Below are 26,676 nucleotides of genomic sequence, written 5' to 3' on the forward strand. Positions count from 1 at the left end.
ACAGTTAGAGTGCGGCGGCCCTTTCCTCGGCCTGATCCGCACCCGCCACATTACCTCGAGCCCGGCGAATATCCGCCAGCAACAGCCAGCCGGCTCTCTGCAGCCGAATATCACTTCCCGCCAGGGACAACCCCTTCAGGGTGAACTGCTCCGCTGAGCCCAACTGATTACCCGCCACATAGGCCTCGGACAACTTGAAATACACCTCCGCAGATCGGGGGGCGATCCGCTGTGCCCGTTCGAGGCGTGCGATAGCGCCAGAGACGTTACCTTGGGCCAACAGCTGATCGGCCTCACGTACCAGGCTGAGCGCCGCCGGTGAGAGCCCATCCCCGGTTTCCCGATAGCTAGGGGAGCTGGACCGGGCCGGTTCCCGGGTTTCCGAAGCCGCCTCTGGCTGTTCGCTCTTGCGCCACACGGGGGCTTCGCTTTCTTCGCTATCAGTACTGGTTCTGGGTGGTTCGGGCGCCTTGGCCGGCTCACTGCCGATCGGCACGTAGATTCCGCCTCCTGGCCCGGAAGCACAACCAGCCACGGATAGCAGCGTGGCGATCAGGGCAGTCCTTAACGAAAGTCGGTCAATCATTGAAACAGTCCTTCAAACCAACCCCGGATTCGACGTTCCAGAGTTCCGGAGCATGAAATTGTCTGCGTGGGTTCACTGCCAGCAATGTAGGGCAGCAGGCGGGCATTGTCGCAGTATTCGTCTGTGAGTGCCTGCCGCTCCGAATTCACCCAGTGATAACTGACCCCGTCGGGTACCACCGGCGAGAAGCCGTGCTGGGGAACCTGCGCCATAAACCTCGACCACACCGGCAGAGCGCCACTGGCCCCGGTCAGTGAAGTTGGCCCGTTATCATCCCGCCCAACCCAGGCCACCGCAAGCAGGTCGCCACTGAACCCGGCAAACCAGGAGTCCCTACCATCATCGGTGGTGCCGGTCTTGCCGGCAAGACTGAGCTCTTCAGGCACGGTGTAATAGGCAGAGCGTCCTGTCCCCTCCTGCATGGTTTCCTGCATTGCGTATTGCACCAGGTGCACGGCGGCGGGATCGGCCACTTGCTCAACTTCAAGACTGTAACGGGATAGCGCCTCACCGCCGGCGTCCGTGACTTCACGGATCGTGCGCAGCGGCGTATTGAAGCCGGATGTCGCCAGCCCCTGATAGATCTGCGCCACGGTCACCGGGCTCATGGAAACCGAGCCCAGAAGCATCGACGGGTAACGTGAAATCGGGGTATCGACGCCGAACGCTGTCAGCGTCTCCTGCACCCGATCCACTCCGATATCCAGCCCGACACGCACGGCAGGCAGGTTGTAAGAGTGGGACAGGGCCTTGTGCAGGGGTACTTCGCCCCGCTCCTCGCCATCATAGTTCTTGGGCTGCCAGCGTTTGCCATCGTCGAATTCCAGGGTAAAGCTCTTATCCAGCACCGGTGTGGTCAGGGTATACCTCTCCGGCTCCTGCAACGCCGACAGATAGATAAACGGCTTGATCAACGACCCGATGGGACGGTTGGCATCCAGTGCCCGGTTGAACCCGGCAAATTGCGGATCGCGGCCACCCACAAGTGCCAGCACTTCCCCGGAATCCTTCGCCGTTACCACCAGAGTCGCTTCCAGCGCCTCGGCATTCTGCCCGCCGCCCAGCCTCGGGAGGGTATCGGTTACCGCATACTCTGCCGCGTACTGGATCGCCGGGTTCAGGGTCGTGAAAATCCGCAAACCTTCACTGCGCAGATCCTCTTCCTTGTAATCGCGGGCAAGGTGTCGCCGAACCAGATCGATATAGGCCGGGTACCGATTTTCCGAATACGACGGGCGCTCACTGACGCCCAGCGGCAATCCACGAGCCCTGGACGCGCGCCCCGGCTCAATGAGGCCGGCCTGTTCCATTTCAGAAATCACCAGATTCCGCCGCTCGGTTGCGCGCTCCGGGTGGCGGCGCGGATTGTAGTAACTGGGGCCTTTGACCATGCCCACCAGCAAAGCGATCTGGTGCACATCCAGATCCTTGAGGGATTCGCCAAAATAGAACTGGCTGGCAAGACCGAAACCATGAATGCTGCGCGTACCGGCTTGTCCGAGGTAGACCTCGTTCAGATAGGTTTCGAGGATATCGTCTTTTTCATAGTGCAACTCCAGGAGCACCGACATCAGGGCTTCGTTGGCCTTTCTCACCAGCGTCTGCTCTCGAGTCAGAAAGAAGTTTTTCACCAATTGTTGAGTCAGCGTGCTGCCACCCTGAACGATGCGCCCGGCCTGGATGTTGGCAAGCATGGCCCGGCCAATAGAAAGTGGCGCGATGCCGAAATGGTCGTAGAAGTTACGATCCTCCACCGCCATCAGAGTGGTGGGCAACAGGGCCGGCACTTCATCCAGCTGAACCAGCACCCGGTCCTCCTTGTGCGCCGGGTAGATGCCGCCAATCTGCGCCGGCTCAAGCCGCACAATCGGGGCATTATCGCCTTCAATCACCGAAAAGCCCTGAACCCGATCGCCAGATATCATCAGTGAGATCCTGCGCCTGGGTTCATCGCCGTCCGGGAAGGAAAAGCCCCGGGTACTGATCACAAAGCGATTGCCCGTGCGCTGGTAACTGCCGGATTTCCTGCCGTCACCCTTACGGAAACCGGAGAGGCTCAGTTCCCTCTCCAGGGCACCGGCACTGACGCTGGCGCCATCGAAAAGCTCCAGAGGGCGCGCGTAAACCCGGGACGGAACCTCGAAACGCCGGCCCTCGAAACGGGAGGTCACCACGGCATCGAGGTAAACCATCCAGCCAGCCAGCAAAACGAGACCGATGGCACATAACCGGAACATAAAACGCCAGAACCACGGCCGGCGACCGTTGTTGGAGGAACGTCTGGAGGGCTTTCGCCTCGGGCTGGAAGATGCTTTGGATTTTTTCATGCCGCGATTATAACGAAGGGAGCGGTGAGGAAGGCAGGCCATCCGTGTGTTATTTCTGTAATCTGCCCGTTATGATAGAGCAAGAAAAATCAATGGGTTCAGGGAACGCGAGGAGAGCACGGTGAGTGAGACATCCCCAGGCAATCTGATTCTGGCCATGCAGAATCCAGACCTGTACGACCATCCTGTCGATGGTTTGCAGGTTATCGAAACTCACATCTCACAGGTGATCCTGACCGGTGACTACGCCTACAAGATCAAGAAGCCCATGGATTTCGGCTTCCTGAACTTCTCCACTCTCGATCGCAGAAAACATTTCTGCGAGGAGGAGCTGCGACTCAACCGGAGGCTCGCGGAAAACCTGTATCTGGAGGTGGTGCCCATCACCGGGACACCGGAAGCTCCTATCCTTGGCGGCGAGGGCGAGGCTTTCGAATACGCCATCAAGATGCGGCAGTTCGGCCAGGACCAGCTTTTCGATCGCCTGCAGGAACAAGGGAAACTGGCGCCCGAATTGTTGACCGATCTTGCCCGTCAGGTCGCCGCCTTCCACGAACAGTTGCCGCCCGTGCCTGATGAAAAGCCGCTTGGAACCCCGGAGGCTGTGTTTGCCGCCATGCAGGAGAACTTCGACCAGATCCGTCCGATGATTGACGACTCGGATCTGCTTCTGCAGCTGGATAACCTCCAGGCCTGGACCGAATCCACCTTCGAGCGGCACCGGGAGCTGATCGCCGAACGCCGCGCCAGCGGTATGGTGCGGGAATGCCACGGCGACCTCCATCTGGCGAATATCACCCGCTTCGAGGGTGAGGTCACCGTTTTCGACTGCATCGAATTCAGCGAGCCGTTCCGCTGGATTGATGTCATCAACGATCTCGCGTTCCTGCTGATGGATCTGGAGTCCCGCGGGGAAAGTGCCCTCGCCAACCAGGTGCTGAATACTTACCTGGAATACCGGGACGACTTCGAGGCTCTGCCGTTGCTGCCACTCTACAAGGCGTACCGCGCCATGGTCCGCGCCAAGATCGCACTGTTCACCATGGGCAACCCGGGAATCACGGACGCCGAGAAAGCCGATCTGATGCAACGTTATCGCGACTATGCCCAACTGGCAGAGGATTACGGCACCATCCCCAACCACTACCTGTTGGCAACCACCGGGCTGTCCGCCAGCGGCAAGACCTGCGTCAGCGCCGCCATGGCCAATGAACTGGGGCTGATACGCCTGCGCTCCGATGTCGAGCGCAAGCGCCTGCACGGACTGGCCCCACTCGACAGCTCCCGCTCACCGACCGGCGGCAATCTTTACACCGAGGAAGCGACAGAGAAAACCTATCAGCGGCTGGCGGAGCTTGCCAGTCACGTTCTGGCAGCCGGTTTCCCGGTGATTGTGGACGCCGCCAGCCTGAAACAGAAAGAGCGGGCCCTGCTGGCATCGATAGCCGAAGATCAGGGTGTGCCCTTTGCCCTGATCCATTGCGAGGCGCCGGAAGATCTGCGCCGGGAGTGGATCCGCAATCGCAAGGGCGATGCCTCCGAGGCAACCGAGGAATTGCTGGACGTCCAGCAAACCTGGTTTGAACCGTTAACCGCGGAGGAGAAGAGCCACACCATCCACCTGCACACTGACCAGGAGCATGTGGCAGAGGCGGTGGCCGACCGGATCCGCCAACATCTGGGCATCCCCGGCGGCAAGGCCGACTAAGAACAACAACTGGCTCCCACTGGCGAGCGCGAGGTTCGATATGGACGATAAAAGCGAACACGAAGTACATCAGATCAGTCACCCGCTCTACGATATTCTTCGTAGCGAAGACATGCAGGCGTTCAATGCTGAAAAGGCAAAGCTTGCAGAGTTACCCAGTTTCGCCCATGGCGATTTCCGGGGTCTGGATCTCAGGGGAATGGATGCCAAGGGGCTGGATTTCCGCCACGCCTACTTCCGGGGCGCCGACCTGCGAGGTGTCGACTTCTCGAAATCCCGAATGGAAGGCTCCAGTATTGCCAGCGCCAAGATTTCCGGCTGCTATTTTCCGCATCGTCTGGACGCCGATGAGATCGTCATGTCCCTGAATCACGGGACCCGCATGCGATACACGATCTTGCCGAAATGAGCAGCGTCCCGCATACCTGGCAGCCCGTCTGTCCGGCCTCCGAGCTGACACCGGGCCAATTCTTGGAATTCCGGCTCCGAGAGAAGGCCCGGGAGCCGGCAGGCATGCCGCTGACCGGGTTCCTGTTTCTGGACGGTGGCACGCCCCGCGCCTACCTGAACATCTGCCCGCATCTGGGCGTTGAACTGAACTGGATGCCCGGCCGGTTCATGGATTCCGACAACCTGTTTATCCAGTGTTCCACCCACGGCGCCCTGTTCAAGCCCTCAGACGGCGAATGCATTGCCGGGCCCTGCCAGGGCGATGCGCTCACCCAGCTGGACCTGCGGGAGCGGGACGGCCAGATTGAGGTCAGACTTCCAGAATAACGGGCACCGATTCGGTCAGGGTCAACACACCTGTTGGCGTGCCGTCGCTCTCGCTCAGATCGGCACGATAGGCGATCACTTCCACGCCAGCATCGCAGGCCTCCCGCAGTAACTCACCGTATTTTCGATCAATATGGTCCGCCGGGCGAACGGTTTGAATGCCGGTGTGATTCACCACGAAAAACAGCACCGCGCGATCGCCCTGCTCAACCTGGGCAATCAGCTCCCGCAGATGCTTCTGGCCGCGCTCGGTCACCGCATCGGGGAAAAAACCCTGAGCATCTTCCGCCAGCGTGACATTCTTGACCTCCACCCAGGCATCGGCCGCGGTGTCATGGCCGGAAAGCAGCAGGTCGATCCGGCTCTTCTCCGAACCATACTTAACCTCGGCGCGGCACTCGGAATAGCCGGCCAGCTCCACCACGGTGCCAGCTTGTACGGCCGCCCGAGCCTGGCTGTTCGGCCGGGCGGTGTTCACGCAGGCCAGTTGCCCGGGCGAGGTTTCCACCAACTCCCAGGTGTACTGGAGTTTGCGCTTGGGGTTATCGCTACGGCTAAGCCAGACTCGGGCATCCTCCGGCTGACAGCCCAGCATGGAGCCGGTGTTCGGACAATGGGCCGTAATTTCTGAACCATCCGGCAGACGCACGTCTGCCAGAAAGCGTTTGTAGCGGCGGATAAGCCGGCCTTCAACCAGCGGTTCTGGAAACTTCATGTGATCTCCGTACAAAAGTCGATGTCACAAGGCTGGCACCCCCGTGACTAATCTGCTATTTTCCGCAAATTCCCGTTTCAGGACGAATGCTTCATCCAGGGTACAACCGCGCAGCCACGGGGGCTCACGCGGAGGGAAGCAAACCGTTCTTGTGAAGTACAAACAAGAGGCCGGGTTCAATGGCAACTACTGCAGAACAACCACGCGAACGTTTTACCAACTTCACCCCCTATGAAATGAAGAAGGGTGAAGAGTACATGAGTGCGGAAATGCTCCAGCACTTCAAAGATCTGCTGCTGCAATGGAAGCAGGAGCTGATGGAAGAAGTCGACCGCACCATGCACCACATGCAGGAAGACGCCGCAAATTACGCGGATCCCAGCGATCGCGCAACCCAGGAGGAAGAATTCAGCCTGGAGCTGCGTACCCGCGACCGCGAGCGGAAGCTGATCAAGAAGATTGACCAGACCATCGACCGCATCGACAAAGACGACTATGGCTTCTGCGATCAGTGTGGCGTAGAAATCGGTATCCGCCGTTTGGAAGCTCGACCAACAGCCACCCTGTGCATCGACTGCAAGACACTGGCCGAGATTCGCGAACGCCAGACCGGCATCTGAGCCTACTACGCAACAGCTGCCGGTTGGGGCTTTTCCCAGCCCCGCCGGCTGACTGACCGCCATGAACAACCCTCACTACCGGGGCCGGTTTGCGCCCTCTCCGACAGGCCCGCTGCACTTTGGCTCCCTCGTTACCGCACTTGCCAGCTTTCTGGAAGCCCGCAGCCAGGGCGGCCAGTGGTTTATCCGCATTGAAGACCTGGATCCTCTGAGAGAGCCGCCGGAGGCGACCGGCCAGATCATTGCCAGCCTTGACGCCCACGGGCTGTTTCCCGACGAGCCGGTACGCTTTCAATCCAGACGTCACGACGCCTATCAGCACGCCGTTAACCGGCTGCTTGAAAGCGGCTACGCGTATCGTTGCCGGTGCTCGCGCAAGGAATTGCAGGCCAATGAGGGGCGCCACCCGAACCAGTGCCGCACTCGCACAGAAATTGACGGTGACCGGCCATTCGCAATCCGCTTTGCCCTCGAAGACGAAGACTGCCACTGGCAGGACCAGCTGCTGGGACCCCAGCACCAGACGGTGCAGGCAGAGCTTGACGATCCGGTCATCCTCCGCAAGGAGGGGTTCTACGCCTATCAACTGGCGGTGGTGGTCGATGACATTGATCAGGGCATCACGGACGTGGTGCGTGGTTCGGATCTGCTGGACATGACGGCGCAGCAGCAACAGATTTATCGTGCCCTGGGTGCTCTTCCTCCACGCTGGCTTCACATCCCGGTCATACTCAACGAGCAGGGTCAGAAGCTGAGCAAGCAGACCCATGCGCCAGCTCTTGATGATGACAAGCCTGTCGACAACCTGTTCATGGCGCTCGTTGCCCTTGGCCAGAACCCGCCTGCCAACCTTGCCAGCGGTTCGCTGGATTCGCTGCTGGAGTGGGGCCGGAGTAACTGGCGACGGGGCGCCATCCACCTGACATCCCGGTGAGGGACATGGTATAAAGCCCTTCTCACACCTCAGCGCGGATAGCATGCCTGATGTATATCTACCGTCTGGTCTTCCTGTTGGTACTGGCCATCTATATCTTTTCGCCCAACATCCTTGACTGGTGGACTTCGCCGGGAAACGTCTGGTACAGCCCCTACCTTATCTGGGCCGGGCTGATCGCCATCGGTTTCTGGCTGGAATGGCGGCGGGACCCCAATGAGTTTTAGTCCCTCCGGCCTGCTGCTCGCCAGCCTCCTGTATCTGATTCTGCTGTTCGGCATCGCCTGGTTTACCGAAAAAGGCATGGTCCCCCGGCGCTGGGTTCGCCACCCCCTGGTTTATGTGCTCAGCCTGGGTGTCTATGCCGGCATATGGGCGGTCTACGGCGCGGTTGGTATGGCCGCCGAATCCGGCTACGGCTTTCTGGCTTACTATCTCGGCATCAGCGGCGCTTTCCTGCTGGCGCCTGTGCTTCTGAACCCGGTCATGAGGATCGGACGCGCCTATCAGCTCACGTCCCTCGCCGATCTGTTTGCCTACCGCTACCGAAGCCAGTGGGCTGGCACCCTGGTCACCCTCTGCTCCGGCGGGGCCATTCTGGCCTTGCTGAGCATGCAGATACAGGCCGTTGCCACCTCTGCCAGCATTCTTGCGCCGGACACATCGCCTGCGGTAATCAGCGTGATGTTCAGCTTGATCGTGGTGCTTTTCGCCATGCTATTCGGAGCAAGGCGCGACCAGAACTCGGAAAACCATCAGGGGCTGGTGCTGGCCATTGCTTTTGATTCGCTGGTGAAACTTGGGGCATTGCTGGTGCTCGGGGGCGTCATTCTCTTCGGGGTCTTTGACGGCATGAGCGGACTGGAAAGCTGGCTGGACAACCGGACGTCGCCAGCCACAACCATGACCCTGAGCATTGACGACGGCAGTTGGCGGGCACTGATGCTGATGTCCTTTGCCGCTGCTCTGGTACTGCCACACATGTACCACATGACCTTCAGCGAAAACCCCTCGCCCAAGGCCCTGGCAAAAGCCAGCTGGGGCCTGCCACTCTACCTGTTGCTGCTCGGCCTGCCGGTGCCCCTGATTCTCTGGGGAGGCCAGGAGCTGGCGGTGACCACAGGGCCAGGATTCTTTGCCATCGGGGCAGCCCAGGCCATGGAAAGCCCGGCACTGACACTGCTGATGTACATTGCCGGCCTGTCAGCGGCCAGCGGCCTGATGATCGTCAGCACCCTGGCACTGGCGGGCATGGCGCTGAACCATGTGGTGTTGCCCCTGAAAACCCCGAAAGACCAGGGCGATATCTACCGGTGGCTGCAGTGGATCAAGCGCCTGCTCATCGCCGTGATCATTTTCCTGGCGCTGCTGTTTCATGAAGTTGTCGGCAAAAACCTCGACCTGTCCATTCTCGGCGCCATTTCCCTCTCCGGCACTTTGCAACTGCTGCCCGGCGCCCTGGGCGTGATTTACTGGCCCGAGGGCAATCGCCGCGGCCTAATCGCCGGCCTTGTTGTCGGGCTGGCCATCTGGGTGGTGACGCTCGTGCTGCCATTCTCGCACACGGCCAATCTACTGGCCTGGCTGGATGCGCCACTGATACCGGACTACAGCAACTGGCATATCTTCACGTTCGTAAGCCTGACTGCCAACATTACCGTGTTTGCGCTGATTTCCATCCTCAGCACCAGCACCAGTGAGGAGAACAGCGCAGCCCAAGCCTGCTCACTGGGCGCACTGTCCCGTCCGCAACGCCGTGAATTGCTGGCCACGTCCTCCAGTGACTTTGTGAGACAGTTAGCGGAGCCGCTGGGCTACGGTGTGGCGCGGCGAGAAGTGGAGCGGGCACTGGGCCAGTTGAAACTGCCCAATGTGGAGTATCGGCCGTACCAGCTCAGGCGACTGCGCGACCAGGTGGAAATAAACCTGTCTGGCCTGCTCGGCCCCTCCGTGGCCCGGGACATGGTCAAGCGCCATCTCGGCTTCAAGCCCATGGCCCAGGGCGGCACTGCCCAGGACATCCGCTATGTAGAACGCGCCCTCGGCGACTACCAGAACCGATTGACCGGCCTGGCCGGCGAGCTGGACAACCTGCGCCGGCATTACCGCCAGACCCTTCAGAACCTGCCGATTCCTGCCTGCTCCGTGGGCGAGGACGGTGAAATCCTGATGTGGAACCACGCCATGGAGGCGCTCACCGGCATCACCGCCGATGACGTGGTCGGTGCCAGGCTGATGGCACTGCCCGAGCACTGGCACCTGCTGCTTGATGACTTCAACCGTGGCCCGGACCTGCATCGCTACAAGCATCGCCTGGACCTGCGTGGCAAACCCCACTGGCTGAACCTCCACAAAGCGGCCCTGAGCGGACCGGACCACACCGAAGGTGGCAGCATTATCCTGGTCGAGGACCAGACCGAAACGCGGCTGCTTGAGGACGAACTGATGCACAGCGAACGGCTGGCATCGGTGGGAAGACTCGCCGCCGGTGTCGCCCACGAGATCGGGAACCCGGTCACCGGTATCTCATCCCTGGCCCAGAACCTGAAACTGGAAACCGACAACCCGGACATCCTGGACACCGCTGACCAGATCCAGCAGCAGACCCGGCGCATCTCTACCATTTTGCAGTCGCTGATGAACTTTGCCCGCACCGGCAATCATGCCCAGGCCAACCGGTACGAGCCGGTAGCGATTCATCGCTGTGTGGAAGAATCAATCAACCTGCTGTCGCTCAGCGACAAGGGCCTGGGCATTCACTATGTCAACGACTGCCCGCCCTCTTTGCAGGTGCTGGGAGATGAGCAGCGTCTGGTCCAGGTATTCGTCAACCTGCTGGCGAACGCCCGCGATGCCTCACCGGAAGGCGGTACCATCCGGGTCAGTGGAAAGGGCGATGGCTACTCCGCTATCATCGAGGTGGTTGATGAGGGCTCCGGTATTCCCGGGGATCAACTCGATCATATCTTCGAGCCGTTTTACACCACCAAGGCCCCCAACAAGGGAACCGGTCTTGGCCTGTCGCTGGTGTACAGCATTATTGAAGAGCACTATGGCAACGTTCAGGTGGAAAGCCCGGCTAATGCCGACACCGGCCGCGGAACCTGCGTGAGGCTGAGATTGCCAGCCTACGAACCGGAAACCGGCACTATTGCCATCAGCCAGAACCAAAGGTCTTGAGACTGTTATGCCTCGCATTCTGATCGTGGAAGACGAAGACATTATTCGCTCGGCAGTGCGCAAACTGTTGTTGCATGCCGGCTATGAGGTCGCCGATGCGGCCTCCGTTGAGGAAGCCGAACAGAACCACGAACCCGATCAGTTCGATCTGATCATTTCCGACCTGCGTCTGCCAGGCGCTGCGGGCACCGAACTGATCAATCGCGCACCCAACACGCCGGTGCTGATCATGACCAGCTATGCCAGCCTGAGATCAGCGGTGGACTCCATGAAAATGGGCGCCGTTGAGTACATCGCCAAACCGTTTGATCACGATGAAATGCTGGCCGCGGTCGAAAACATTCTGGCCCGGAAACCCGCCGGCCGGAACTCGGGTGACGACTCGGCACCAGCCCTGGAAACGCCGGAAAGCAGCGATCCTGCCAACATCATGTTCGGCCAGTGTGAGCCGATGCAGCGGGTGTTCACGCTGATCCGTAAAGTAGCACCGACAGAAACCACTGTCCTGATCCAGGGCGAATCAGGAACCGGCAAGGAGTTGGCGGCCCGCGCCCTGCACCTGCTCAGCCCGCGCGCTGCCAAGCCGCTGATTTCGGTCAACTGCGCGGCCATCCCCGAAAGCCTGATTGAATCGGAACTGTTCGGCCATGAAAAGGGCGCTTTCACCGGTGCGGTATCGGCCAGGACCGGCCTGATCGAGGCCGCCGATGGCGGCAGCCTGTTTCTGGACGAAATCGGCGAACTGCCGGCCGAAGCCCAGGCACGCCTGCTACGGGTTCTTCAAGAAAGCGAGATCCGGAAAGTCGGCTCCACCCAGAGCCGTACCGTCAACGTGCGGATGATTGCCGCCACCCACCGAAACCTCAAGGCCATGACGCGTACCGGGGAATTCCGGGAAGACCTCTACTACCGGTTGAACGTCATGCAGATCCGTATCCCGCCGCTGCGTGAGCGCCAGAGCGATATTCTGGGACTGGCCCGCCGCTTCCTGAAGCGCCAGGGCGAAAGAATGGGCAAGCCCGATCTCAATCTAAGCCCTGAGGCCATGCGCGCCCTCGAACGCCATCGCTGGCCGGGAAACGTACGGGAACTGGAGAATGCCATTGAGCGCGCAACCATCCTGTGTGACGGAGACGTGATCACGCCCTCATTGCTGGACCTGGACAGCGAAGGCAGCGACAAATACATCCCCGAGACTCTCGTGGACGGCAACAACGAGCAGACACATACCCGGGAGGTGGACGCGTCCAACGATCTCTCCCTCGAAGATTACTTCCAGCATTTTGTTCTCGAGAACCAGGACCGCATGAGCGAGACAGAATTGGCGCAGAAACTGGGCATCAGCAGAAAATCGCTCTGGGAACGTCGCCAGCGTCTCGGCATACCCCGGAAAAAATCCTCTGGCAACTGAGTCCGGCATAGTATGAACCCGGGCTCAGTTGTTACCCCATGTTCCTGTCGGTAACACTCCTCACGAAAGTAACGTGACCTCAGTAACACTTAGGTTGAATACGGGGTAACACTTATGGCCTACAAAATCGTAAGACTCTGTTAATAAACGAAATTCAAAAACTGGCACATGGACTGCAACCTATTTGGCGCACAACAACAAAAACAAGAGTGACAAAGCAGCGCCAACAACAAGAACAAAAAGCTGCAGGATGCGTTCGGTAACAAAAACAACAACAGAACGTAAGCGAACTGAGTGTTTTGGGTACTTTGCTTTTTAGTGGTCCCACGGCACGTGCGAGTTGTAGATGTAGAGAAGAATCACCTTCCAGGTGACGCTGCAGCTACCCAAGGCCCGCTCGATGTCTCTGACCGCTCTGTGTATTCAAAGCTTTCCGTTTGCACTGCTGAGATGCCCCTGAAGTGGGGATATGCAGTGGGGTACAGAAACCAAGAAAAATCCCGGCAAAAACAAAAACAATGCAGATCGTCAACGCTTTGAGGGCGGATTCGTGAAAACGGATCCGCCTTTTGATTATCTGGGCTCCGAAACGGTAATCCACGGCAAACGTGTGCAAATCCTGCTCAAACCGTTAAACTCTCGGTTTTTGCTCATCGCAACCACGGATTTCAATGCCTAAACGACTTGTCGACAAACTCCGTTCCTTCATGCCCGGCAACGGAAAAAAGAAAGCCCGCACCTACCAGCGACGGGAAATCCCCAGGGACCAGCACAACGTCTCCCGCTCGGTTATCAGCGAACCCGCCAAGAAAGTTCTGCATCGCCTGAACAAATCAGGCTATGAAGCATACCTCGTGGGCGGCGGCGTAAGAGACATCCTGCTGGGCGGCAAGCCCAAGGATTTCGACATCGCGACCAATGCCACCCCCGAGGAAGTGCACGACCTGTTCCGGAACTCCCGGTTGATCGGACGGCGATTCCGGATTGTCCACGTGGTGTTTGGCCGCGAGGTCATCGAGGTGACCACGTTCAGGGGCAACGCTGCCGAAGCAGACACCGACACCGATGATGACGATCGCCGGACCAGTGAACACGGCCTGCTTCTGCGTGACAACGTATACGGCAACCAGGAAGAAGACGCCCTGCGTCGCGACTTCACCGTCAATGCGCTTTACTACTGCATCCGCGACTTTACCGTAATCGACTTTGCCAACGGGATCGAGGATCTGCGCAACCGCCAGCTGCGACTGATTGGCGATCCCGAGACGCGGTACCGGGAAGACCCCGTGCGCATGCTTCGCGCTATCCGTTTTGCCGCCAAACTCGGCTTTGACATCGAACCGGAGACCGAGGCCCCGATCGGGGAACTGGCCCCACTGTTAACCCATATTCCGCCGGCCCGCCTGTTTGATGAAGTGCTCAAACTGTTTTCCGCAGGCCATGGCGAAGCCACTTACGACCTTCTGACCCGTTACAATCTGCTGGAGCCTCTGTTCCCGGAGACGGTCAGAGCCATTGAGTCGGGTGAGCCGGACGAGCTGATCCGCCAGGCCCTGAGAAACACGGATGCCCGGATTGCCCAGGGCAAATCGGTCACGCCCTATTTCCTGTTTGCTGCCATGCTTTGGCCGGCACTTCAGGCAGAGTGGCATCGCAGGCAGGATAATGGTGACCCGGTCCAGCCCGCATTGCACGGTGCCATCGGAAAGGTGATTGGCCGTCAGGTGCAGGCAACCTCGATTCCGAAACGATTCTCTGGCCCGATGAAGGAGATCTGGGAACTTCAGATGCGACTGCCCCGACGCCAGGGCAAGCGGGCCTTTGCCACCATGACTCATCCACGGTTCCGGGCCGCTTACGATTTCCTGCTGGTTCGCGAGGCGTCTGGTGAGATTGAGCCCGGGCTTGGCCAATGGTGGACCGAGTTCCAGCAGGAAGATGAACGGGGCCAGGAGCGAATGCTCTCACAACTGAGCACCGACGCCCCCAAGAAGCGGCGGCACCGCCGCAAACCGGTCAAACGCCCAGCCCAGCAATGATGACAGACGTCTTTATCGGTCTTGGCAGCAATCTGAAAGACCCTGCAGCCCAATTGGCCCGGGCAGTCTCCGCCCTGGCCAACCTGCCGGAGACGGTTCTGGTGGCCCAATCGCCCTTTTATGCCAGCCGCCCGGTCGGCCCCCAGGACCAGCCTGACTTCGTCAACGGCGCGGTATGGCTTAGAACCTCCCTACTACCACACCAACTGCTTGACGAACTGCAGAACGTCGAACAACAGCATGGCCGGGAGAGACTTCGCCACTGGGGACCCCGAACGCTTGATCTGGACATACTGATCTTCGGCGATCAGATGTTGGATGACGAGCGCCTCACCGTACCTCATCGGGAACTGCGGAACCGGGACTTTGCGCTCCAGCCTCTGCTGGACCTGAAGGCCGGCCTGACTCTGCCCGACGGCACACCGATTGCCAAACTGCGTCGCCAATGCCCCGACAACGGCTTGCGCAAGCTTCCACCGGCGGATTACCCTTAACACTTCAATGCCGACACCCCGGCACGCCCAGGCCCATCCACCCAAAAGGCAAGGATTCTATGGCTGTTACCATCAATACCCTGCGTGAGTTCAAGCAGAAGGGCGAAGCCTTCGCTGCCCTTACCTCCTATGACGCCACCTTTTCCCAGGTGGTCAGTGAAGCGGGCGTTCACGTAATCCTTATCGGCGACTCCCTCGGGATGGTACTTCAGGGGCATGACAGCACCCTGCCGGTGACCATGGACCAGATGGTGTATCACGTCAGCTGCGTGGCCAAAGGAAACCGTGGGTCCCTGATCATGGCCGACATGCCCTTCATGAGCTACGGTACGGTCGAGTCTGCCCTGGAGAACGCAGCGGAACTGATGCGCGCGGGCGCGCACATGGTAAAACTCGAGGGTACGGACTGGATGAAAGAAACCATTACCGCTCTGACCGAGCGCGCCGTGCCCGTATGCGCACATCTGGGCCTCACGCCGCAGTTCGTCAATAAATTTGGCGGCTACAAGGTCCAGGGCCGTGACGAGAAAGCGGCGGAGATGATGATTGAGCACGCCTGCGAGCTGGAAGCCGCCGGCGCCGATGCCATCCTGCTGGAGTGCGTTCCCGCGCCGCTGGCGGCACGCATCTCCCAGGCCGTCAAAGCACCGGTCATCGGGATAGGTGCCGGGCCAGACACCGACGGACAGATTCTGGTATTGCACGATATGCTGGGCATTACCACTGGCCGTAAGCCACGATTCGTCAAGAACTTCCTGGCAGAAACAGATTCGGTACAGGAAGCCCTCCAGGCCTACGTGAAAGCCGTAGGCGAGCGCTCATTCCCCGCTGAGGAGCATACGTTCAAGGCATGAGAACTGTACATTCTTTGAAAGAATTGAGAACCATCCTCCGCGGCTACCGGCAGCAGGGCAAAACCATCGGCCTGGTACCCACCATGGGCAACCTGCACGAGGGCCATATCTCCCTCGTGCGCAAAGCAGCGGAGATGGCGGATGTGGTGGTTACCAGCATCTTCGTGAACCCGATGCAGTTCGGAGCCGGCGAAGATCTCGAGACCTACCCGAGAACCCTGGCTGAAGACCAGGACAAGCTCGCCTCGGCCGGTAACACACTGGTATTCGCGCCCTCCGCCGAGGAAATCTATCCGGAAGGGCTGGCAAGTCAGACCCAGGTGGTCGTGCCGGATGTCAGCGACGGCCACTGTGGCGCCAGTCGCCCGGGTCACTTTGAGGGCGTAGCCACGGTGGTCACCATGCTGTTCAATATGGTGCAGCCGGACTTCGCTGTATTCGGCGAGAAGGATTTTCAGCAACTGGCCGTGATCCGGAAAATGGTCCGGGATCTGATGATCCCTGTGGATGTGGTGGGCGGCCCCACGGTGAGAGAGGACGACGGCCTGGCGAAAAGCTCGCGCAATGGTTACCTGACGCCCGAGGAACGGCAGATTGCGCCAGCGGTCTACCAGACGCTGCAGGCCACTGCCGCCAAGATCACCGATGGTCGTACAGACTTCCAGGCCCTGGAAAGCGAAGCTGAGCAAAGTCTCGGGGACGCAGGGCTCAGGCCGGATTACTTCAATATCGTCAACAGTCAGACACTCAAACCGGCCACGGCTGAAGATCGGGAGATTACCATCCTGACGGCAGCTTTCCTGGGCACCACCCGCTTGATCGATAACCTGTCCCTGACCCGATAAGCCAACAGAAAAGGAACCTCTGATGCCCGCACATCCTGAAGTACTGACCTCGAAACCCGAATGGCAGACACTGAAGGAACATCGGCAACGCCTGGACGGCGTTCTCATGAAGGACCTGTTCAACCAGGATCCCGGGCGGGCAAAGCGTTATTTCATTGAAGGCGCAGGGCTGTCACTGGATTTTTCCAAGAATCGGATCACTGACGACGTGCTCGACGCGCTTCTGGCACTGGCCAGCAGCTGTAACCTGGAAGCACGGCGGGAGGCCTTGCTCAGCGGAAAGAGAGTCAACGTTACCGAAGATCGCCCTGCCCTGCACACGGCATTGCGCAACCCGGGAACCGACGCCATCACCGTTGACGGCGAAAACGTGGTCGCCGAGGTGCAGCGCACCCTGCAACGCATGGAAACCCTGGTGGAGGAGGTGTTGGGCCAACACCGCACCGGGTACACCGGCAAACCTTTCACCGATGTGGTAAGCATCGGTATCGGCGGCTCCTACCTGGGCCCGAAGCTGGTTGGCGAAGCCCTTCAACCTTACGCCCAGGCCGGCATTCGCTGCCATTACGTGGCCAACATTGATGGCACCGAGATTTGCGAGGCTCTGCGCCAGGTCAATCCGGAAACCACTCTGTTCCTGATCCAGTCCAAGTCATTCCGCACGCAGGAAACCCTCGAGAACAGTAAAGTCGCAAAACAGTGGTTTCTGGATCATTGCGGGGATGAACAGGCCGTCTCGCAGCATTTCATGGCCGTGACGGCCAATGTGCCGGCGGCGCAGGACTTCGGTATCGATCCGGAGAACGTCTTCCCGATGTGGGACTGGGTCGGCGGCCGTTATTCACTGTGGTCAGCCATCGGCCTGCCCATTGCCTTTAGCGTTGGCATGACCAACTTCCGGGCCCTGCTGGCCGGCGCCCATGCCATGGACCAGCACTTTCGTGAAGCGCCGCTGGCAAAGAATCTGCCGGTGGTTATGGCCATGCTGGGCATCTGGTACACCAATTTCTGGGCAGCCGAGACCCACGCGATACTGCCCTACGATCATTACCTGCGCAGCCTGCCAGACCACCTCCAGCAGCTGGATATGGAAAGCAACGGCAAGAGCGTTACGCAAGCGGGCACCCCACTCGCCTGGCAGTCCGGCCCGGTGATCTGGGGCGGCGTCGGTGCCAATGGCCAGCACGCCTATCACCAACTGATCCACCAGGGCACCCGCCTGATTCCGGCGGACTTCATCATACCTCTGAAAACCCACAATCCGGTGGCCACCCATCACGCCGACCTGTTTGCCAACTGCCTCAGCCAGTCCAGGGCCATGATGGCCGGAAAATCACTGGAAGAAGCCAGGGCCGAGCTGAAAGCCGAAGGACGGGATGAAAGCGAGATTGAACAGCTTGCGCCACACAAGGTGATCCCAGGCAACAAGCCAAGTAACACGCTGACCATGGAGAAGGTGACACCCGAGACTGTGGGCGCGTTGATCGCGCTCTACGAGCACCGCACCTTTGTGCAGGGGGTTATCTGGGACGTGGATTCGTTTGACCAATGGGGTGTGGAACTCGGCAAGCAACTGGGTAAAGGCATCCTGCCGCGGCTATTGGGCGAGGAAGATGGCACCCAGGCCAGCGACAGCTCGACCGATCACCTCATCGAGCTGTTCCGCTCAACCGGCAGCGTGTGAAATCTGCCGACCCTGCCAGCTGAAGCCCACCGGCCAGAGCTTCTGGCCAGTGTCGTACTCCCGCCATAGCTGGCCATAGGTTTTGCCGCACACCGGGTGCTCTGCTTCAGGCGCTATGTCGGCCAGTGGCCGAAGCACGAAAGCGTTTTTCAGGATTTCACCCCTTGGCAGTTCAACGCCATCGATGCGCCCGACGGCACTGCCATAGGTGAGAATATCGAGGTCCAGCGTTCGCGCACTGAATTTAGGCACATCCCGACGCCGGCCGTTGTCCGCCTCCAACTGTTTGAAACGCTTCGAAAGCTCGGCAACCGACAGGGACGTATCCACGCCCACTACGAGGTTCAGGAAGGGCGAGCCATCAAACCCGACCGCTTCGCTGTCGTAGACCGGGGAGATAATCAGCTCGCCAAACCATGCCGAGAGCGCATCGAGCGCTGCCCTGACGTAGCGTTCCCTGTCGACATTGCTGCCAATACTGATGTAAACCCGAACGGCCGCTGCCATCACCGGACTCCCCTCTCGATTTGCACACCCACCGCCTGTGCCGTAGGTACGGCCCCCGGCTTGCGTATCGCCAACCGAAGCCACGTGATGCCAAATTCATCCTGCAAGGCTCTGGCGAGCACCTCAGCGCCGTGCTCAAGCAGTTGCGGCCTGAGTGCCTGCAGACAGGTCTCCACCCGAGCACTGACGGCCGCATAATCCAGGGCATCGGCGACATCGTCTGTTCGACCCGGCACCCGGTTATCCCAGGCCATTTCCAGATCGACCACCAGGTTCTGGGTGACTTCCCGCTCCCAGTCATAAACGCCGACCACAGTTTCCACAACCAGGCCTTCGATCAATACAGTGTCTGCCAAGGGTACTCCGGAGTTCTTCCACTCTTTGGTGATTGAATAACGCACAACCAGGGGATACTGTGAAGAGCATGGCCCGCGTTTTCAGGGCGGGCATTTTCGCACATATTGGTTGTATACGTCTTTGCTTCCGAGCCCACAGCATGTTTCCCAGTGACCCGGTTTTAACGGTTTTACTCTGCGCCGCCGCTTACCTGGCAGGTTCAGTGCTGTTTGCCCTGCCGGTCTGCCAACTCTGGAAACTCCCGGACCCACGGGCGCAGGGTTCAGGCAATCCCGGCGCCACGAATGTCTACCGAACCGGCGGATGGCCGCCAGCGCTACTCACGCTTGCGCTGGATGCCGCGAAAGGCTGGTTACCCGTTTGGCTGGCCCATGCCGCCGGTCTTTCCGTAATGGTTCAGGCTGTCGTTGCCCTGTTCGCCGTCACCGGCCACATGATCCCGATCTTCTATCGATTCAAGGGTGGAAAAGGGGTCGCGACGGCGCTCGGGGCCGGTCTTGCGCTGGCGCCGGTCACAACGCTGCTGATGGCCGCTATCTGGATGCTGGTAATCTGGCGCTGGCGAATATCCGCCCTCGCCTCACTGATAGCCATTGTCTGCGGCCCGCTGATCAGCGCCTTCCTTGAACCGGAAACCCTGCCACTGTTCGGCCTGCTCGCACTTTTGATTGTGGTTCGCCACCGCAACAACCTCATCCGGCTCGCCCAGGGACGGGAAGCCGGACTTTAACGATCAGTCCACCAGACCGGTTGAACGAGGTTCGTTAATGGGCGGCAGCGTGTTCATTGGCCACCGGGGCACTGCTACAATCCGCTCGCCGTCCTGCTGGCCGGCCTTCATGCGCTGGGCACCGGCGTAGGCGATCATTGCACCGTTATCCGTACAGAATTCCGGCCGGGCGTAGAAAACGTGGGCTTTGAGTTTGTCGGCCATTTTTTCCAGGCCCGCCCGTAACCGTTTATTGGCGCTCACCCCTCCGGCTATGACCAGCCGCTTGCAGCCTGTCTGCTCCAGGGCCCGGCGGCATTTGATAGTGAGCGTATCGACCACGGCAGCCTCGAACGCCAGGGCAATATCCGCCCGGGTCTGGTCCGTCAGCCCCTCAGCCTCACGAGCAGCATTCACGGTATTGAGCGTGAAGGTTTTCAGGCCGCTGAAGCTGAAATCCAGGCCGGGACGGTCGGTCATCGGCCTCGGGAACCGATAACGGCCCTCTGTGCCTTTTTCCGCCAGCGCTGCCACCCGCGGGCCACCCGGATAGTCCAGACCGAGCATCTTGGCGGTCTTGTCAAAGGCCTCACCCGCGGCGTCGTCTACTGATTCTCCCAGCATTTCGTATTCGCCAATACCATCAACCCTTACCAACTGGGTATGGCCACCCGAAACAAGCAGTGCGACGAAGGGAAACGCGGGTGGATTATCCTCCAGCATGGGCGCCAGAAGGTGGCCCTCCATGTGATGCACACCGAGCACCGGCACTCCAAGGGCAAACCCCAGCGAATGGGCAACCGCGCCCCCAACCATGAGCGCGCCGACCAGGCCCGGACCCGCGGTGTAGGCAATTCCCTCTATATCGGCACGGCCTTTACCGGCATCCGAAAGCACCTGATCGCAGAGGGGCAGGAGCTTGCGAACGTGGTCACGGGACGCCAGTTCAGGGACGACACCCCCGTAATCAGCATGCATGTCGATCTGGCTGAACAGGGCGTGCCCCAGAAGGGCCGCTTCCGTGTCGTAAAGCGCTACACCAGTCTCGTCGCAAGAGGTTTCGATACCTAGAATCAGCATAATTTCGGGCCACATTGGTTGGCAGAAATGAAAACGACGCGCATTTTAGCAGAAACCCGAAACCCACTGGCAGATTCATCGAACAAACATTGACCTTGCCATAACGCAGGCGCTATCATTGCCGCCCTAAAATATGCACTGGTCGAGTTTTAGCCAATCTGACCAGGAATCGAGAACCGGTCTGGCCTCGCCAGACGGACAAAATTGAAACCGAATCTATCAGGTAGGTGATTTTCGAATGCCAGCTGTTAAAGTGAAAGAGAATGAACCGTTTGACGTAGCACTGCGTCGCTTCAAGCGTTCCTGCGAGAAAGCGGGTGTACTTTCCGAAGTACGTCGTCGTGAGCACTACGAGAAGCCGACCGCTGTTCGTAAGCGCAAAGCAGCCGCTGCCGTTAAGCGTCATCTCAAGAAGCTTCAGCGGGAACAGCGCAAGTTCGAGCGTCTGTACTAAGTTTTATCTGACGCCGCTTGACTGCAAAGCACTGATTGCCTGTACAGCCGCAGGCTGCACAGAGCGACTCAAAAATGCCGCCGAGGCCTGGCTTCGGCGGCATTTTTGGCTATTGGCCAACTCCGATGACGGCCTGATGTGGAGCCCCCATGAGCGGACTGATCCCTCAACAGTTTGTTGAAAACCTGCTGGATCGTATCGACCTGGCGGAACTGATCGGTTCACGCATCACGCTCAAGAAAGCCGGAGCCAACTACAAGGCCTGCTGCCCGTTCCATGACGAGAAAACACCCTCGTTCAATGTCCGGCCGGACAAGGGCTTTTACCACTGTTTCGGTTGCGGCGCCCATGGCGATGCCATCAGCTTTGTCAGGGAGTTTGAAGGCCTGGGTTTTACCGAGGCGGTTGAGGAACTGGCCAAACGGGCGGGGCTGGAAGTGCCCTACGACCGGGCGGCAAAGCAGGAAATCCAGCAGGCACGAACATTAACCGACGCCCTGGATTTTGCCAGCCGCTTCTACCAGACATCACTGAAGGGCCAGCAAGGCGCCTATGCCAGGGATTACCTGCAACAACGGGGCCTGGACAATGCCATTATCGAGCAGTATCAGGTAGGCTACGCGCCCTCAACAGGGACCGCCCTGTTTGATGCCGCCAGCAAGGACCTGCAGGGCCCGCTGATCGAAACCGGCACGGTTTCCGACAAGTACGGCAGGCCCAGGGACCTGTTCCGCAACCGGGTAATGTTCCCGATTCGTAACACCCGGGGCAGAACCGTGGCGTTTGGCGGCCGCACCCTGGGCGATGACAAGGCGAAATACATCAACTCCCCGGAGTCGGATGTATTCCATAAGAGCCGAGAGATCTACGGTCTGTTTGAAGCCAAGCAGGCCATCCGGCAGCTGGACAAGCTGCTGGTGGTTGAGGGCTACATGGATGTGATCGCCCTCGCCCAGCACGGCATTCACTATGCGGTTGCGACACTGGGCACGGCGACGAACCAGGACAGCCTGACAGCCCTGTTGAAGCAGGTAAGGCACATTGTGTTCTGCTTTGATGGCGACCAGGCCGGTTTCCGGGCCGCCGACCGGGCCATGGAGAACGCACTGGAACTGATGGCCGACGGCCTGCACCTTCAGTTCCTGATGCTGCCCCAGGGCGAGGACCCGGACACCCTGGTGCGCAAGGAGGGGCCCGAGGCGTTCCAGAAGCGCATTGAAGGGGCAACGCCTCTGTCACGGTATTTGTTTGACCGGCAGAGCGAAGGTTTGGACCTGCAACTGCCGGAGCACCGGGGCGAACTGCGAGCCAGGGTTGAACCGCTGCTCAACAAGATGCCCAGAAGCACCCTCCGGGATGCCATGTGGCACGAAATGCTCCGTCTTTGCGGTGGCCGGAACCAGTGGCAAAACCGCCAGCAGGGCCAGAAAGGATGGCGGAACAGCGAGCGACGGGACCGGGTTTCCGAAGATCGCATTGATGTAAAGCTCAGCAAGGACAGCATTCTGTGCCTTGCCCTGCTGGAAGCACCGGACCTGGCCACCGAGGTTACCGAACTGGCCCGCAGTTCCCGGCAGTTCAATCAGGCCCGGAATTTTGCCGAGTGGATTCTGGCGAACGAGATCCTGAACCGGAAAACACTGGTGCGCACGCTGGCACTGGATACGACCGCTCGGGAGCGGTTTTACCACCTGTTTGACGGGATTGAACATATTCCGGCGCGTGAGAGCACACTGGCCGCCGCCCGGGAGCTTCTGAGCCCGAACGAAGAGGCATCCCGCCAGCAGCGGCTTGCCACACTGTTACGAAACCTGTCCAACCTCTCGAGTGAGGAACGACAGGAGCTGAGGGCCCTGAGCAGCGGCACCGGGGACTAGCAGCACTTGAAACTTGAGGCACTGATCACCATCTAACCTTTGAGCCTAGGCTCCTTGGTGGCAGAGCAACTAAGCGGCAGCTATAATGGCTGTTTAACTTTTTTCCTTCTAAAAGCGAGTTTACAGGGTGTCTATGTCAGGCAATTCGCAAAAATCACGTTTGAAAGACCTCATTGCACGAGGCAAGGAACAAGGTTACCTGACTTACGCCGAGGTAAACGACCACCTCCCGGAAGACATCGCCGATCCGGATCAGGTCGAAGACATCATTCGCATGATTAACGACATGGGTATCCAGGTGTGCGAAGAAACACCGGACGCCGATACCCTGCTGATGACCGAGGGTGACTCCACCGCTGACGAAGCCGCCGCCGCTGAAGCCGCTGCCGCTCTGGCCGCTGTTGAGACCGACGCCGGCCGCACTACGGATCCTGTTCGCATGTACATGCGCGAAATGGGCACCGTCGAGCTGCTGACTCGCGAGGGCGAAATCGTCATTGCCAAGCGCATCGAGGAAGGCATTCGCGATGTGATGGCCGCCGTTGCCCACTTCCCGGGCACCGCTGGCACCGTTATCCAGGCCTACGACCGCATTCTCGAAAACGAAGGCCGTATCAGCGACATCGTAACCGGCTTCCTGGATCCGGACGACGCCGAGCCGTTCATGGGTGAGGACACCACACCCGAAAGCTCTGATGATTCCGACTCGGATTCAGACGATGACGACGATTCCTCGGAAGAAGAAACCGATAACGGCCCGGATCCGGAAGAGACACGTCTCCGGTTCGAACTGCTCAACGAAAAGCTGGAGGCCGCCAACAAGGCCCTGGCCAAGCACGGTCGGTCCGACAAGAAGACCCAGGAAGCCCTGAACGAGCTGGGACAGGTTTTCGCACCGTTCAAACTCGCCAACAAGGCCTTTGACGAGCTGGTGAACGTGGTTCGCTCCACCAACGACCTGGTTCGTGAGAACGAGCGCGCGATCATGCAGATCTGTGTTCGCGAGTGCAAAATGCCCCGCAAGGACTTCATCAAGTCGTTCCCGGGCAACGAGACCAACCTGGATTGGGCCGACAAAATTGCCAAGAGCAAGAAGCCTTACGCAGCGCCCTTGGCCGAGCGTATCGACGAAGTCGTTCGTCTGCAGAAGCGCATCCAGAACGTGCAGACCGAAGTAGACCTGGACGTTGCCGACATCAAGGAAATCAACCGTCGCGTCTCTATCGGTGAAGCCAAGGCCCGCCGTGCCAAGAAAGAGATGGTAGAGGCCAACCTGCGTCTGGTTATTTCCATCGCCAAGAAATACACCAATCGCGGCCTGCAGTTCCTGGATTTGATCCAGGAGGGCAATATCGGCCTGATGAAGGCCGTCGACAAGTTCGAGTACCGTCGGGGCTACAAGTTTTCGACCTATGCCACCTGGTGGATTCGTCAGGCCATCACCCGCTCTATCGCGGACCAGGCCCGCACCATCCGTATTCCGGTGCACATGATCGAGACCATCAACAAGCTCAACCGCATCTCCCGCCAGATGTTGCAGGAGATGGGTCGCGAACCCACGCCGGAAGAACTGGGCGAGCGCATGGAAATGCCTGAGGACAAGATCCGCAAGGTATTGAAGATCGCCAAAGAGCCGATCTCCATGGAGACTCCGATTGGTGACGACGAAGACAGCCATCTGGGCGACTTCATCGAAGATATCCAGGCCCTCTCCCCGGTGGATTCCGCCACCGCCGAAGGTCTGCGCGAAGCCACCCGCTCGGTACTGGCCGGCCTCACCGCCCGCGAGTCCAAGGTTCTCCGGATGCGCTTCGGTATCGAGATGAACACCGACCACACCCTGGAAGAAGTCGGCAAACAGTTTGACGTTACCCGTGAGCGGATTCGTCAGATCGAAGCCAAGGCCCTGCGCAAACTGCGCCATCCTTCACGCTCCGATCACCTGCGTGGCTTCATCGACGATCAGGGCAATCAGGGATAATTTCCCAAACAGTAGCGGGCGCCACACCTCACCGGTATAATGGCGCCCGCTTTGTTTCCCCCCAGGAAACACCTTTCAAAACAGCATTCGCTGAACGGGCCTATAGCTCAGTTGGTTAGAGCAGGGGACTCATAATCCCTTGGTCGCTGGTTCGAGTCCAGCTGGGCCCACCATACTCGCCGTGTCGATTTTTTTTACTGGTCGTGACACCATAAATTGGCCGGAACGGCCACATTATGGTGTCATAGGTTGGGTGTTGTGGCCGCCTCCTTCTCCCCTCTCCGATAACGTGTTTGCTGTACACAAAGGCCGAAATTCGCGGGCCACTAAGTTTCCCAACTATCTCCTTCCAAAAGTGCTTGAAATCCGTGCTTCCAAAAATACAGAAGCCACATTTGAAAATGTGTGAGGAGCAATTGCCCGCCAAAGAACTGTGCGATCTCAGAAAAAACTGTCTTTTTGATGTATCCGGGAATCCGAATCAAAGCTTCCGGAAGAACTAGAGATGGGCCTATCAAAATTGCTCTCCGCCTGTGAGTAAACGCAGAGAATCCGTCGACTGCTCAGAGAGCATCCAAATCCGCATGTGCGAATAGTGGGTCAAGGCACTGTTCGACTGGACCCTGAAGTTATTCGCCAGTCTGATCAATGCAAAGCATTCATCGAAAAGATGCGTCAGCGCGGTTACATTTAATGCATCAGGCATTCAATCCATGCTCCGCCAACAGCGAGCTCATGGCGTCGTCTGTCAAGGTAGTTGGCACCTGATTCAATTAGGCTCTAATGAGCCATACACTGCTCTTTAACAGTCTGTTCTTCTGGCAGCGGGTTCAGCCACACAGCTCCGACCGGTTCGCAGTTTCGGATACCGGTGGACCAACGCCCGGGATTCTTTTCCTTGGCCTTGAGCAGTGTCATTTTTCGGCTCGCCAGGATGTCAACATCCTTGCCCTCATGGCGATGGGCCGGGGTCACATAACGGATCGCGCTATGGCGATGCTCGTTGTTGTACCAGCGGATGAACATGCTCACCCAGTCACGGGCCAGATCAAGGCTCTCAAAGCCCTCAGGCGGGTATTCCGGACGCTGTTTGGTGGTACCGAACAGCGACTCGATATAAGCGTTGTCATTGGACACACGCGGTCGGCTGTAGGACGGTGTGACACCCAATGTCTCGAACGTGGCCGGCAGAGTGCCGCCCTTCATGGCGCTGCCGTTGTCTGAATGCACCACCGGCGGATTGTTCACACAACCCTCACGGAGCAGTGCTTTTCGCAGCACGGTTTCGCTGTTGACCGCGTTCTCCGCGTCGAACACTTCGGCGCCCACGATTTTGCGGCTGTACACGTCGAGCATGAAGTACAGATAAAAGAACCGGCCCCGGACAGTGGACTTGAGTAGAGTAAGAGGCAGGGCGTAGTCGGACTATTTCCCTGCCTCTCCTCTCCGAACCGGACGTGCACCTTTCAGCGCATCCGGCTCTCCGTTTAAACGCTGGACAGTGCCATAGCGACCTCAGGAAAGCGCGAGGTCCAAG

The 26,676-nt window shown here is 59.1% G+C and carries 25 protein-coding genes and 1 tRNA gene; 19 read left to right on the top strand and 7 right to left on the bottom strand.

Features of this window, described 5'->3' with window-relative positions:
• Positions 1 to 4 precede the first annotated feature (4 nt).
• Positions 5 to 586 carry a tetratricopeptide repeat protein gene (locus AC13E3_RS02545; protein ID WP_405418441.1) on the bottom strand — a complete coding sequence of 194 codons (582 nt, stop codon included), beginning with the start codon at positions 584 to 586 and terminating at the stop codon, positions 5 to 7.
• Positions 583 to 2,913, bottom strand: coding sequence for a penicillin-binding protein 1B (mrcB, locus tag AC13E3_RS02550; RefSeq protein ID WP_108019623.1), 2,331 nt, complete (start codon positions 2,911 to 2,913; stop codon positions 583 to 585). Before mrcB ends, AC13E3_RS02545 begins: the two co-directional genes overlap by 4 nt.
• 121 nt (positions 2,914 to 3,034) lie before the next feature.
• Between mrcB and AC13E3_RS02555 the strand changes: the two genes are divergently transcribed.
• From AC13E3_RS02555 to AC13E3_RS02565, 3 genes are read left to right on the top strand one after another with little or no spacing between them, the layout of a single operon-like run.
• Complete coding sequence (locus AC13E3_RS02555) at positions 3,035 to 4,621, top strand: bifunctional aminoglycoside phosphotransferase/ATP-binding protein (protein WP_482901669.1); 1,587 nt, start codon at positions 3,035 to 3,037, stop codon at positions 4,619 to 4,621.
• A gap of 40 nt (positions 4,622 to 4,661) precedes the next feature.
• Positions 4,662 to 5,030 (top strand): pentapeptide repeat-containing protein, encoded by a 369-nt coding sequence (locus tag AC13E3_RS02560; RefSeq protein WP_014575923.1) that lies wholly within the window; start codon positions 4,662 to 4,664, stop codon positions 5,028 to 5,030.
• On the top strand, positions 5,027 to 5,398 hold the full coding sequence (locus AC13E3_RS02565) for a Rieske (2Fe-2S) protein (protein ID WP_405418439.1): 372 nt from the start codon (positions 5,027 to 5,029) through the stop codon (positions 5,396 to 5,398). The genes AC13E3_RS02560 and AC13E3_RS02565 overlap by 4 nt, the downstream gene beginning before the upstream one ends.
• Here the strand turns inward: AC13E3_RS02565 and sfsA are convergent.
• The gene (sfsA, locus tag AC13E3_RS02570; protein WP_482901670.1) at positions 5,382 to 6,113 is read right to left on the bottom strand and encodes a DNA/RNA nuclease SfsA; all 732 of its coding nucleotides are present in this window, start codon (positions 6,111 to 6,113) and stop codon (positions 5,382 to 5,384) included. The two genes, AC13E3_RS02565 and sfsA, sit on opposite strands and share 17 nt — an antisense overlap.
• Before the next feature lie 179 nt (positions 6,114 to 6,292).
• Here sfsA and dksA point away from each other — a divergent pair, with 179 nt between their 5' ends.
• The 11 genes from dksA to pgi all read left to right on the top strand — a co-directional run bounded on the left by dksA (position 6,293) and on the right by pgi (position 18,174).
• A complete protein-coding gene (dksA, locus tag AC13E3_RS02575; protein ID WP_008173182.1) occupies positions 6,293 to 6,733 on the top strand; it encodes an RNA polymerase-binding protein DksA in 441 nt (146 codons plus the stop codon).
• A 61-nt stretch (positions 6,734 to 6,794) separates the two neighbouring features.
• A complete protein-coding gene (gene gluQRS, locus AC13E3_RS02580) occupies positions 6,795 to 7,667 on the top strand; it encodes a tRNA glutamyl-Q(34) synthetase GluQRS (RefSeq protein ID WP_482901671.1) in 873 nt (290 codons plus the stop codon).
• A 50-nt stretch (positions 7,668 to 7,717) separates the two neighbouring features.
• Positions 7,718 to 7,894, top strand: a complete 177-nt coding sequence (locus AC13E3_RS02585) for a hypothetical protein (protein ID WP_008173184.1) — start codon at positions 7,718 to 7,720, stop codon at positions 7,892 to 7,894.
• On the top strand, positions 7,884 to 10,847 hold the full coding sequence (locus tag AC13E3_RS02590; RefSeq protein ID WP_482901672.1) for an ATP-binding protein: 2,964 nt from the start codon (positions 7,884 to 7,886) through the stop codon (positions 10,845 to 10,847). Before AC13E3_RS02585 ends, AC13E3_RS02590 begins: the two co-directional genes overlap by 11 nt.
• Positions 10,848 to 10,854: 7 nt before the next feature.
• A complete protein-coding gene (locus AC13E3_RS02595) occupies positions 10,855 to 12,258 on the top strand; it encodes a sigma-54-dependent transcriptional regulator (RefSeq protein WP_482901673.1) in 1,404 nt (467 codons plus the stop codon).
• 469 nt (positions 12,259 to 12,727) lie between these two features.
• Positions 12,728 to 12,937, top strand: a complete 210-nt coding sequence (locus tag AC13E3_RS02600) for a hypothetical protein (RefSeq protein ID WP_482901674.1) — start codon at positions 12,728 to 12,730, stop codon at positions 12,935 to 12,937.
• Positions 12,930 to 14,297, top strand: coding sequence for a polynucleotide adenylyltransferase PcnB (gene pcnB / locus AC13E3_RS02605; RefSeq protein ID WP_482901675.1), 1,368 nt, complete (start codon positions 12,930 to 12,932; stop codon positions 14,295 to 14,297). Before AC13E3_RS02600 ends, pcnB begins: the two co-directional genes overlap by 8 nt.
• A complete protein-coding gene (gene folK / locus AC13E3_RS02610) occupies positions 14,294 to 14,791 on the top strand; it encodes a 2-amino-4-hydroxy-6-hydroxymethyldihydropteridine diphosphokinase (protein WP_008169650.1) in 498 nt (165 codons plus the stop codon). Before pcnB ends, folK (AC13E3_RS02610) begins: the two co-directional genes overlap by 4 nt.
• 59 nt (positions 14,792 to 14,850) lie before the next feature.
• Positions 14,851 to 15,645, top strand: a complete 795-nt coding sequence (gene panB / locus AC13E3_RS02615; protein WP_008169652.1) for a 3-methyl-2-oxobutanoate hydroxymethyltransferase — start codon at positions 14,851 to 14,853, stop codon at positions 15,643 to 15,645.
• Positions 15,642 to 16,490, top strand: coding sequence for a pantoate--beta-alanine ligase (gene panC / locus AC13E3_RS02620; RefSeq protein WP_053114245.1), 849 nt, complete (start codon positions 15,642 to 15,644; stop codon positions 16,488 to 16,490). Before panB ends, panC begins: the two co-directional genes overlap by 4 nt.
• 22 nt (positions 16,491 to 16,512) lie before the next feature.
• Entirely contained in the window at positions 16,513 to 18,174 is a 1,662-nt protein-coding gene (pgi, locus tag AC13E3_RS02625) for a glucose-6-phosphate isomerase (protein WP_104271513.1), read from the top strand.
• On the opposite strand, the gene folK (AC13E3_RS02630) is transcribed toward pgi, so the two are convergent.
• Together folK (AC13E3_RS02630) and folB are read right to left on the bottom strand one after the other, a co-directional pair.
• Complete coding sequence (gene folK, locus AC13E3_RS02630; protein WP_008169659.1) at positions 18,157 to 18,681, bottom strand: 2-amino-4-hydroxy-6-hydroxymethyldihydropteridine diphosphokinase; 525 nt, start codon at positions 18,679 to 18,681, stop codon at positions 18,157 to 18,159. The genes pgi and folK (AC13E3_RS02630) overlap by 18 nt on opposite strands.
• Complete coding sequence (gene folB / locus AC13E3_RS02635; RefSeq protein ID WP_008169661.1) at positions 18,681 to 19,037, bottom strand: dihydroneopterin aldolase; 357 nt, start codon at positions 19,035 to 19,037, stop codon at positions 18,681 to 18,683. Before folB ends, folK (AC13E3_RS02630) begins: the two co-directional genes overlap by 1 nt.
• A 140-nt stretch (positions 19,038 to 19,177) precedes the next feature.
• On the opposite strand from folB, the gene plsY reads away from it, so the two are divergent.
• Positions 19,178 to 19,768: a glycerol-3-phosphate 1-O-acyltransferase PlsY gene (gene plsY, locus AC13E3_RS02640; RefSeq protein WP_104271581.1), complete on the top strand. Its 591-nt coding sequence runs from the start codon at positions 19,178 to 19,180 to the stop codon at positions 19,766 to 19,768.
• A 3-nt stretch (positions 19,769 to 19,771) separates the two neighbouring features.
• Here the strand turns inward: plsY and tsaD are convergent, their stop codons facing one another.
• On the bottom strand, positions 19,772 to 20,827 hold the full coding sequence (gene tsaD / locus AC13E3_RS02645) for a tRNA (adenosine(37)-N6)-threonylcarbamoyltransferase complex transferase subunit TsaD (protein ID WP_104271583.1): 1,056 nt from the start codon (positions 20,825 to 20,827) through the stop codon (positions 19,772 to 19,774).
• Positions 20,828 to 21,065: 238 nt separating this feature from the next.
• Between tsaD and rpsU the strand changes: the two genes are divergently transcribed.
• The 4 genes from rpsU to AC13E3_RS02665 all read left to right on the top strand — a co-directional run bounded on the left by rpsU (position 21,066) and on the right by AC13E3_RS02665 (position 25,312).
• The gene (rpsU, locus tag AC13E3_RS02650) at positions 21,066 to 21,281 is read left to right on the top strand and encodes a 30S ribosomal protein S21 (RefSeq protein ID WP_007153483.1); all 216 of its coding nucleotides are present in this window, start codon (positions 21,066 to 21,068) and stop codon (positions 21,279 to 21,281) included.
• A 149-nt stretch (positions 21,282 to 21,430) separates the two neighbouring features.
• A complete protein-coding gene (gene dnaG / locus AC13E3_RS02655) occupies positions 21,431 to 23,158 on the top strand; it encodes a DNA primase (RefSeq protein WP_273157828.1) in 1,728 nt (575 codons plus the stop codon).
• 133 nt (positions 23,159 to 23,291) lie between these two features.
• Positions 23,292 to 25,139 carry an RNA polymerase sigma factor RpoD gene (gene rpoD / locus AC13E3_RS02660; RefSeq protein ID WP_008169681.1) on the top strand — a complete coding sequence of 616 codons (1,848 nt, stop codon included), beginning with the start codon at positions 23,292 to 23,294 and terminating at the stop codon, positions 25,137 to 25,139.
• 96 nt (positions 25,140 to 25,235) lie between these two features.
• Positions 25,236 to 25,312 (top strand) — tRNA-Ile (locus AC13E3_RS02665).
• Positions 25,313 to 25,919: 607 nt separating this feature from the next.
• Here AC13E3_RS02665 and AC13E3_RS02670 read toward each other — a convergent pair.
• Positions 25,920 to 26,552 carry a transposase gene (locus tag AC13E3_RS02670; protein ID WP_482901676.1) on the bottom strand — a complete coding sequence of 211 codons (633 nt, stop codon included), beginning with the start codon at positions 26,550 to 26,552 and terminating at the stop codon, positions 25,920 to 25,922.
• Positions 26,553 to 26,676: the final 124 nt, after the last annotated feature.

The organism is Marinobacter sp. L-80 (genome assembly GCF_056859395.1).

What these genes read in the sequence shown, in the direction of transcription:
- AC13E3_RS02545 (WP_405418441.1), bottom strand. Translation starts at nt 586, where the DNA reads ATGATTGACCGACTTTCGTTAAGGACTGCCCTGATCGCCACGCTGCTA.
- mrcB (WP_108019623.1), bottom strand. Translation starts at nt 2,913, where the DNA reads ATGAAAAAATCCAAAGCATCTTCCAGCCCGAGGCGAAAGCCCTCCAGA.
- AC13E3_RS02560 (WP_014575923.1), top strand. Translation starts at nt 4,662, where the DNA reads ATGGACGATAAAAGCGAACACGAAGTACATCAGATCAGTCACCCGCTC.
- AC13E3_RS02565 (WP_405418439.1), top strand. Translation starts at nt 5,027, where the DNA reads ATGAGCAGCGTCCCGCATACCTGGCAGCCCGTCTGTCCGGCCTCCGAG.
- sfsA (WP_482901670.1), bottom strand. Translation starts at nt 6,113, where the DNA reads ATGAAGTTTCCAGAACCGCTGGTTGAAGGCCGGCTTATCCGCCGCTAC.
- dksA (WP_008173182.1), top strand. Translation starts at nt 6,293, where the DNA reads ATGGCAACTACTGCAGAACAACCACGCGAACGTTTTACCAACTTCACC.
- gluQRS (WP_482901671.1), top strand. Translation starts at nt 6,795, where the DNA reads ATGAACAACCCTCACTACCGGGGCCGGTTTGCGCCCTCTCCGACAGGC.
- AC13E3_RS02585 (WP_008173184.1), top strand. Translation starts at nt 7,718, where the DNA reads ATGTATATCTACCGTCTGGTCTTCCTGTTGGTACTGGCCATCTATATC.
- AC13E3_RS02590 (WP_482901672.1), top strand. Translation starts at nt 7,884, where the DNA reads ATGAGTTTTAGTCCCTCCGGCCTGCTGCTCGCCAGCCTCCTGTATCTG.
- AC13E3_RS02595 (WP_482901673.1), top strand. Translation starts at nt 10,855, where the DNA reads ATGCCTCGCATTCTGATCGTGGAAGACGAAGACATTATTCGCTCGGCA.
- AC13E3_RS02600 (WP_482901674.1), top strand. Translation starts at nt 12,728, where the DNA reads ATGCAGTGGGGTACAGAAACCAAGAAAAATCCCGGCAAAAACAAAAAC.
- pcnB (WP_482901675.1), top strand. Translation starts at nt 12,930, where the DNA reads ATGCCTAAACGACTTGTCGACAAACTCCGTTCCTTCATGCCCGGCAAC.
- folK (WP_008169650.1), top strand. Translation starts at nt 14,294, where the DNA reads ATGATGACAGACGTCTTTATCGGTCTTGGCAGCAATCTGAAAGACCCT.
- panB (WP_008169652.1), top strand. Translation starts at nt 14,851, where the DNA reads ATGGCTGTTACCATCAATACCCTGCGTGAGTTCAAGCAGAAGGGCGAA.
- panC (WP_053114245.1), top strand. Translation starts at nt 15,642, where the DNA reads ATGAGAACTGTACATTCTTTGAAAGAATTGAGAACCATCCTCCGCGGC.
- pgi (WP_104271513.1), top strand. Translation starts at nt 16,513, where the DNA reads ATGCCCGCACATCCTGAAGTACTGACCTCGAAACCCGAATGGCAGACA.
- folK (WP_008169659.1), bottom strand. Translation starts at nt 18,681, where the DNA reads ATGGCAGCGGCCGTTCGGGTTTACATCAGTATTGGCAGCAATGTCGAC.
- plsY (WP_104271581.1), top strand. Translation starts at nt 19,178, where the DNA reads ATGTTTCCCAGTGACCCGGTTTTAACGGTTTTACTCTGCGCCGCCGCT.
- tsaD (WP_104271583.1), bottom strand. Translation starts at nt 20,827, where the DNA reads ATGCTGATTCTAGGTATCGAAACCTCTTGCGACGAGACTGGTGTAGCG.
- rpsU (WP_007153483.1), top strand. Translation starts at nt 21,066, where the DNA reads ATGCCAGCTGTTAAAGTGAAAGAGAATGAACCGTTTGACGTAGCACTG.
- dnaG (WP_273157828.1), top strand. Translation starts at nt 21,431, where the DNA reads ATGAGCGGACTGATCCCTCAACAGTTTGTTGAAAACCTGCTGGATCGT.
- rpoD (WP_008169681.1), top strand. Translation starts at nt 23,292, where the DNA reads ATGTCAGGCAATTCGCAAAAATCACGTTTGAAAGACCTCATTGCACGA.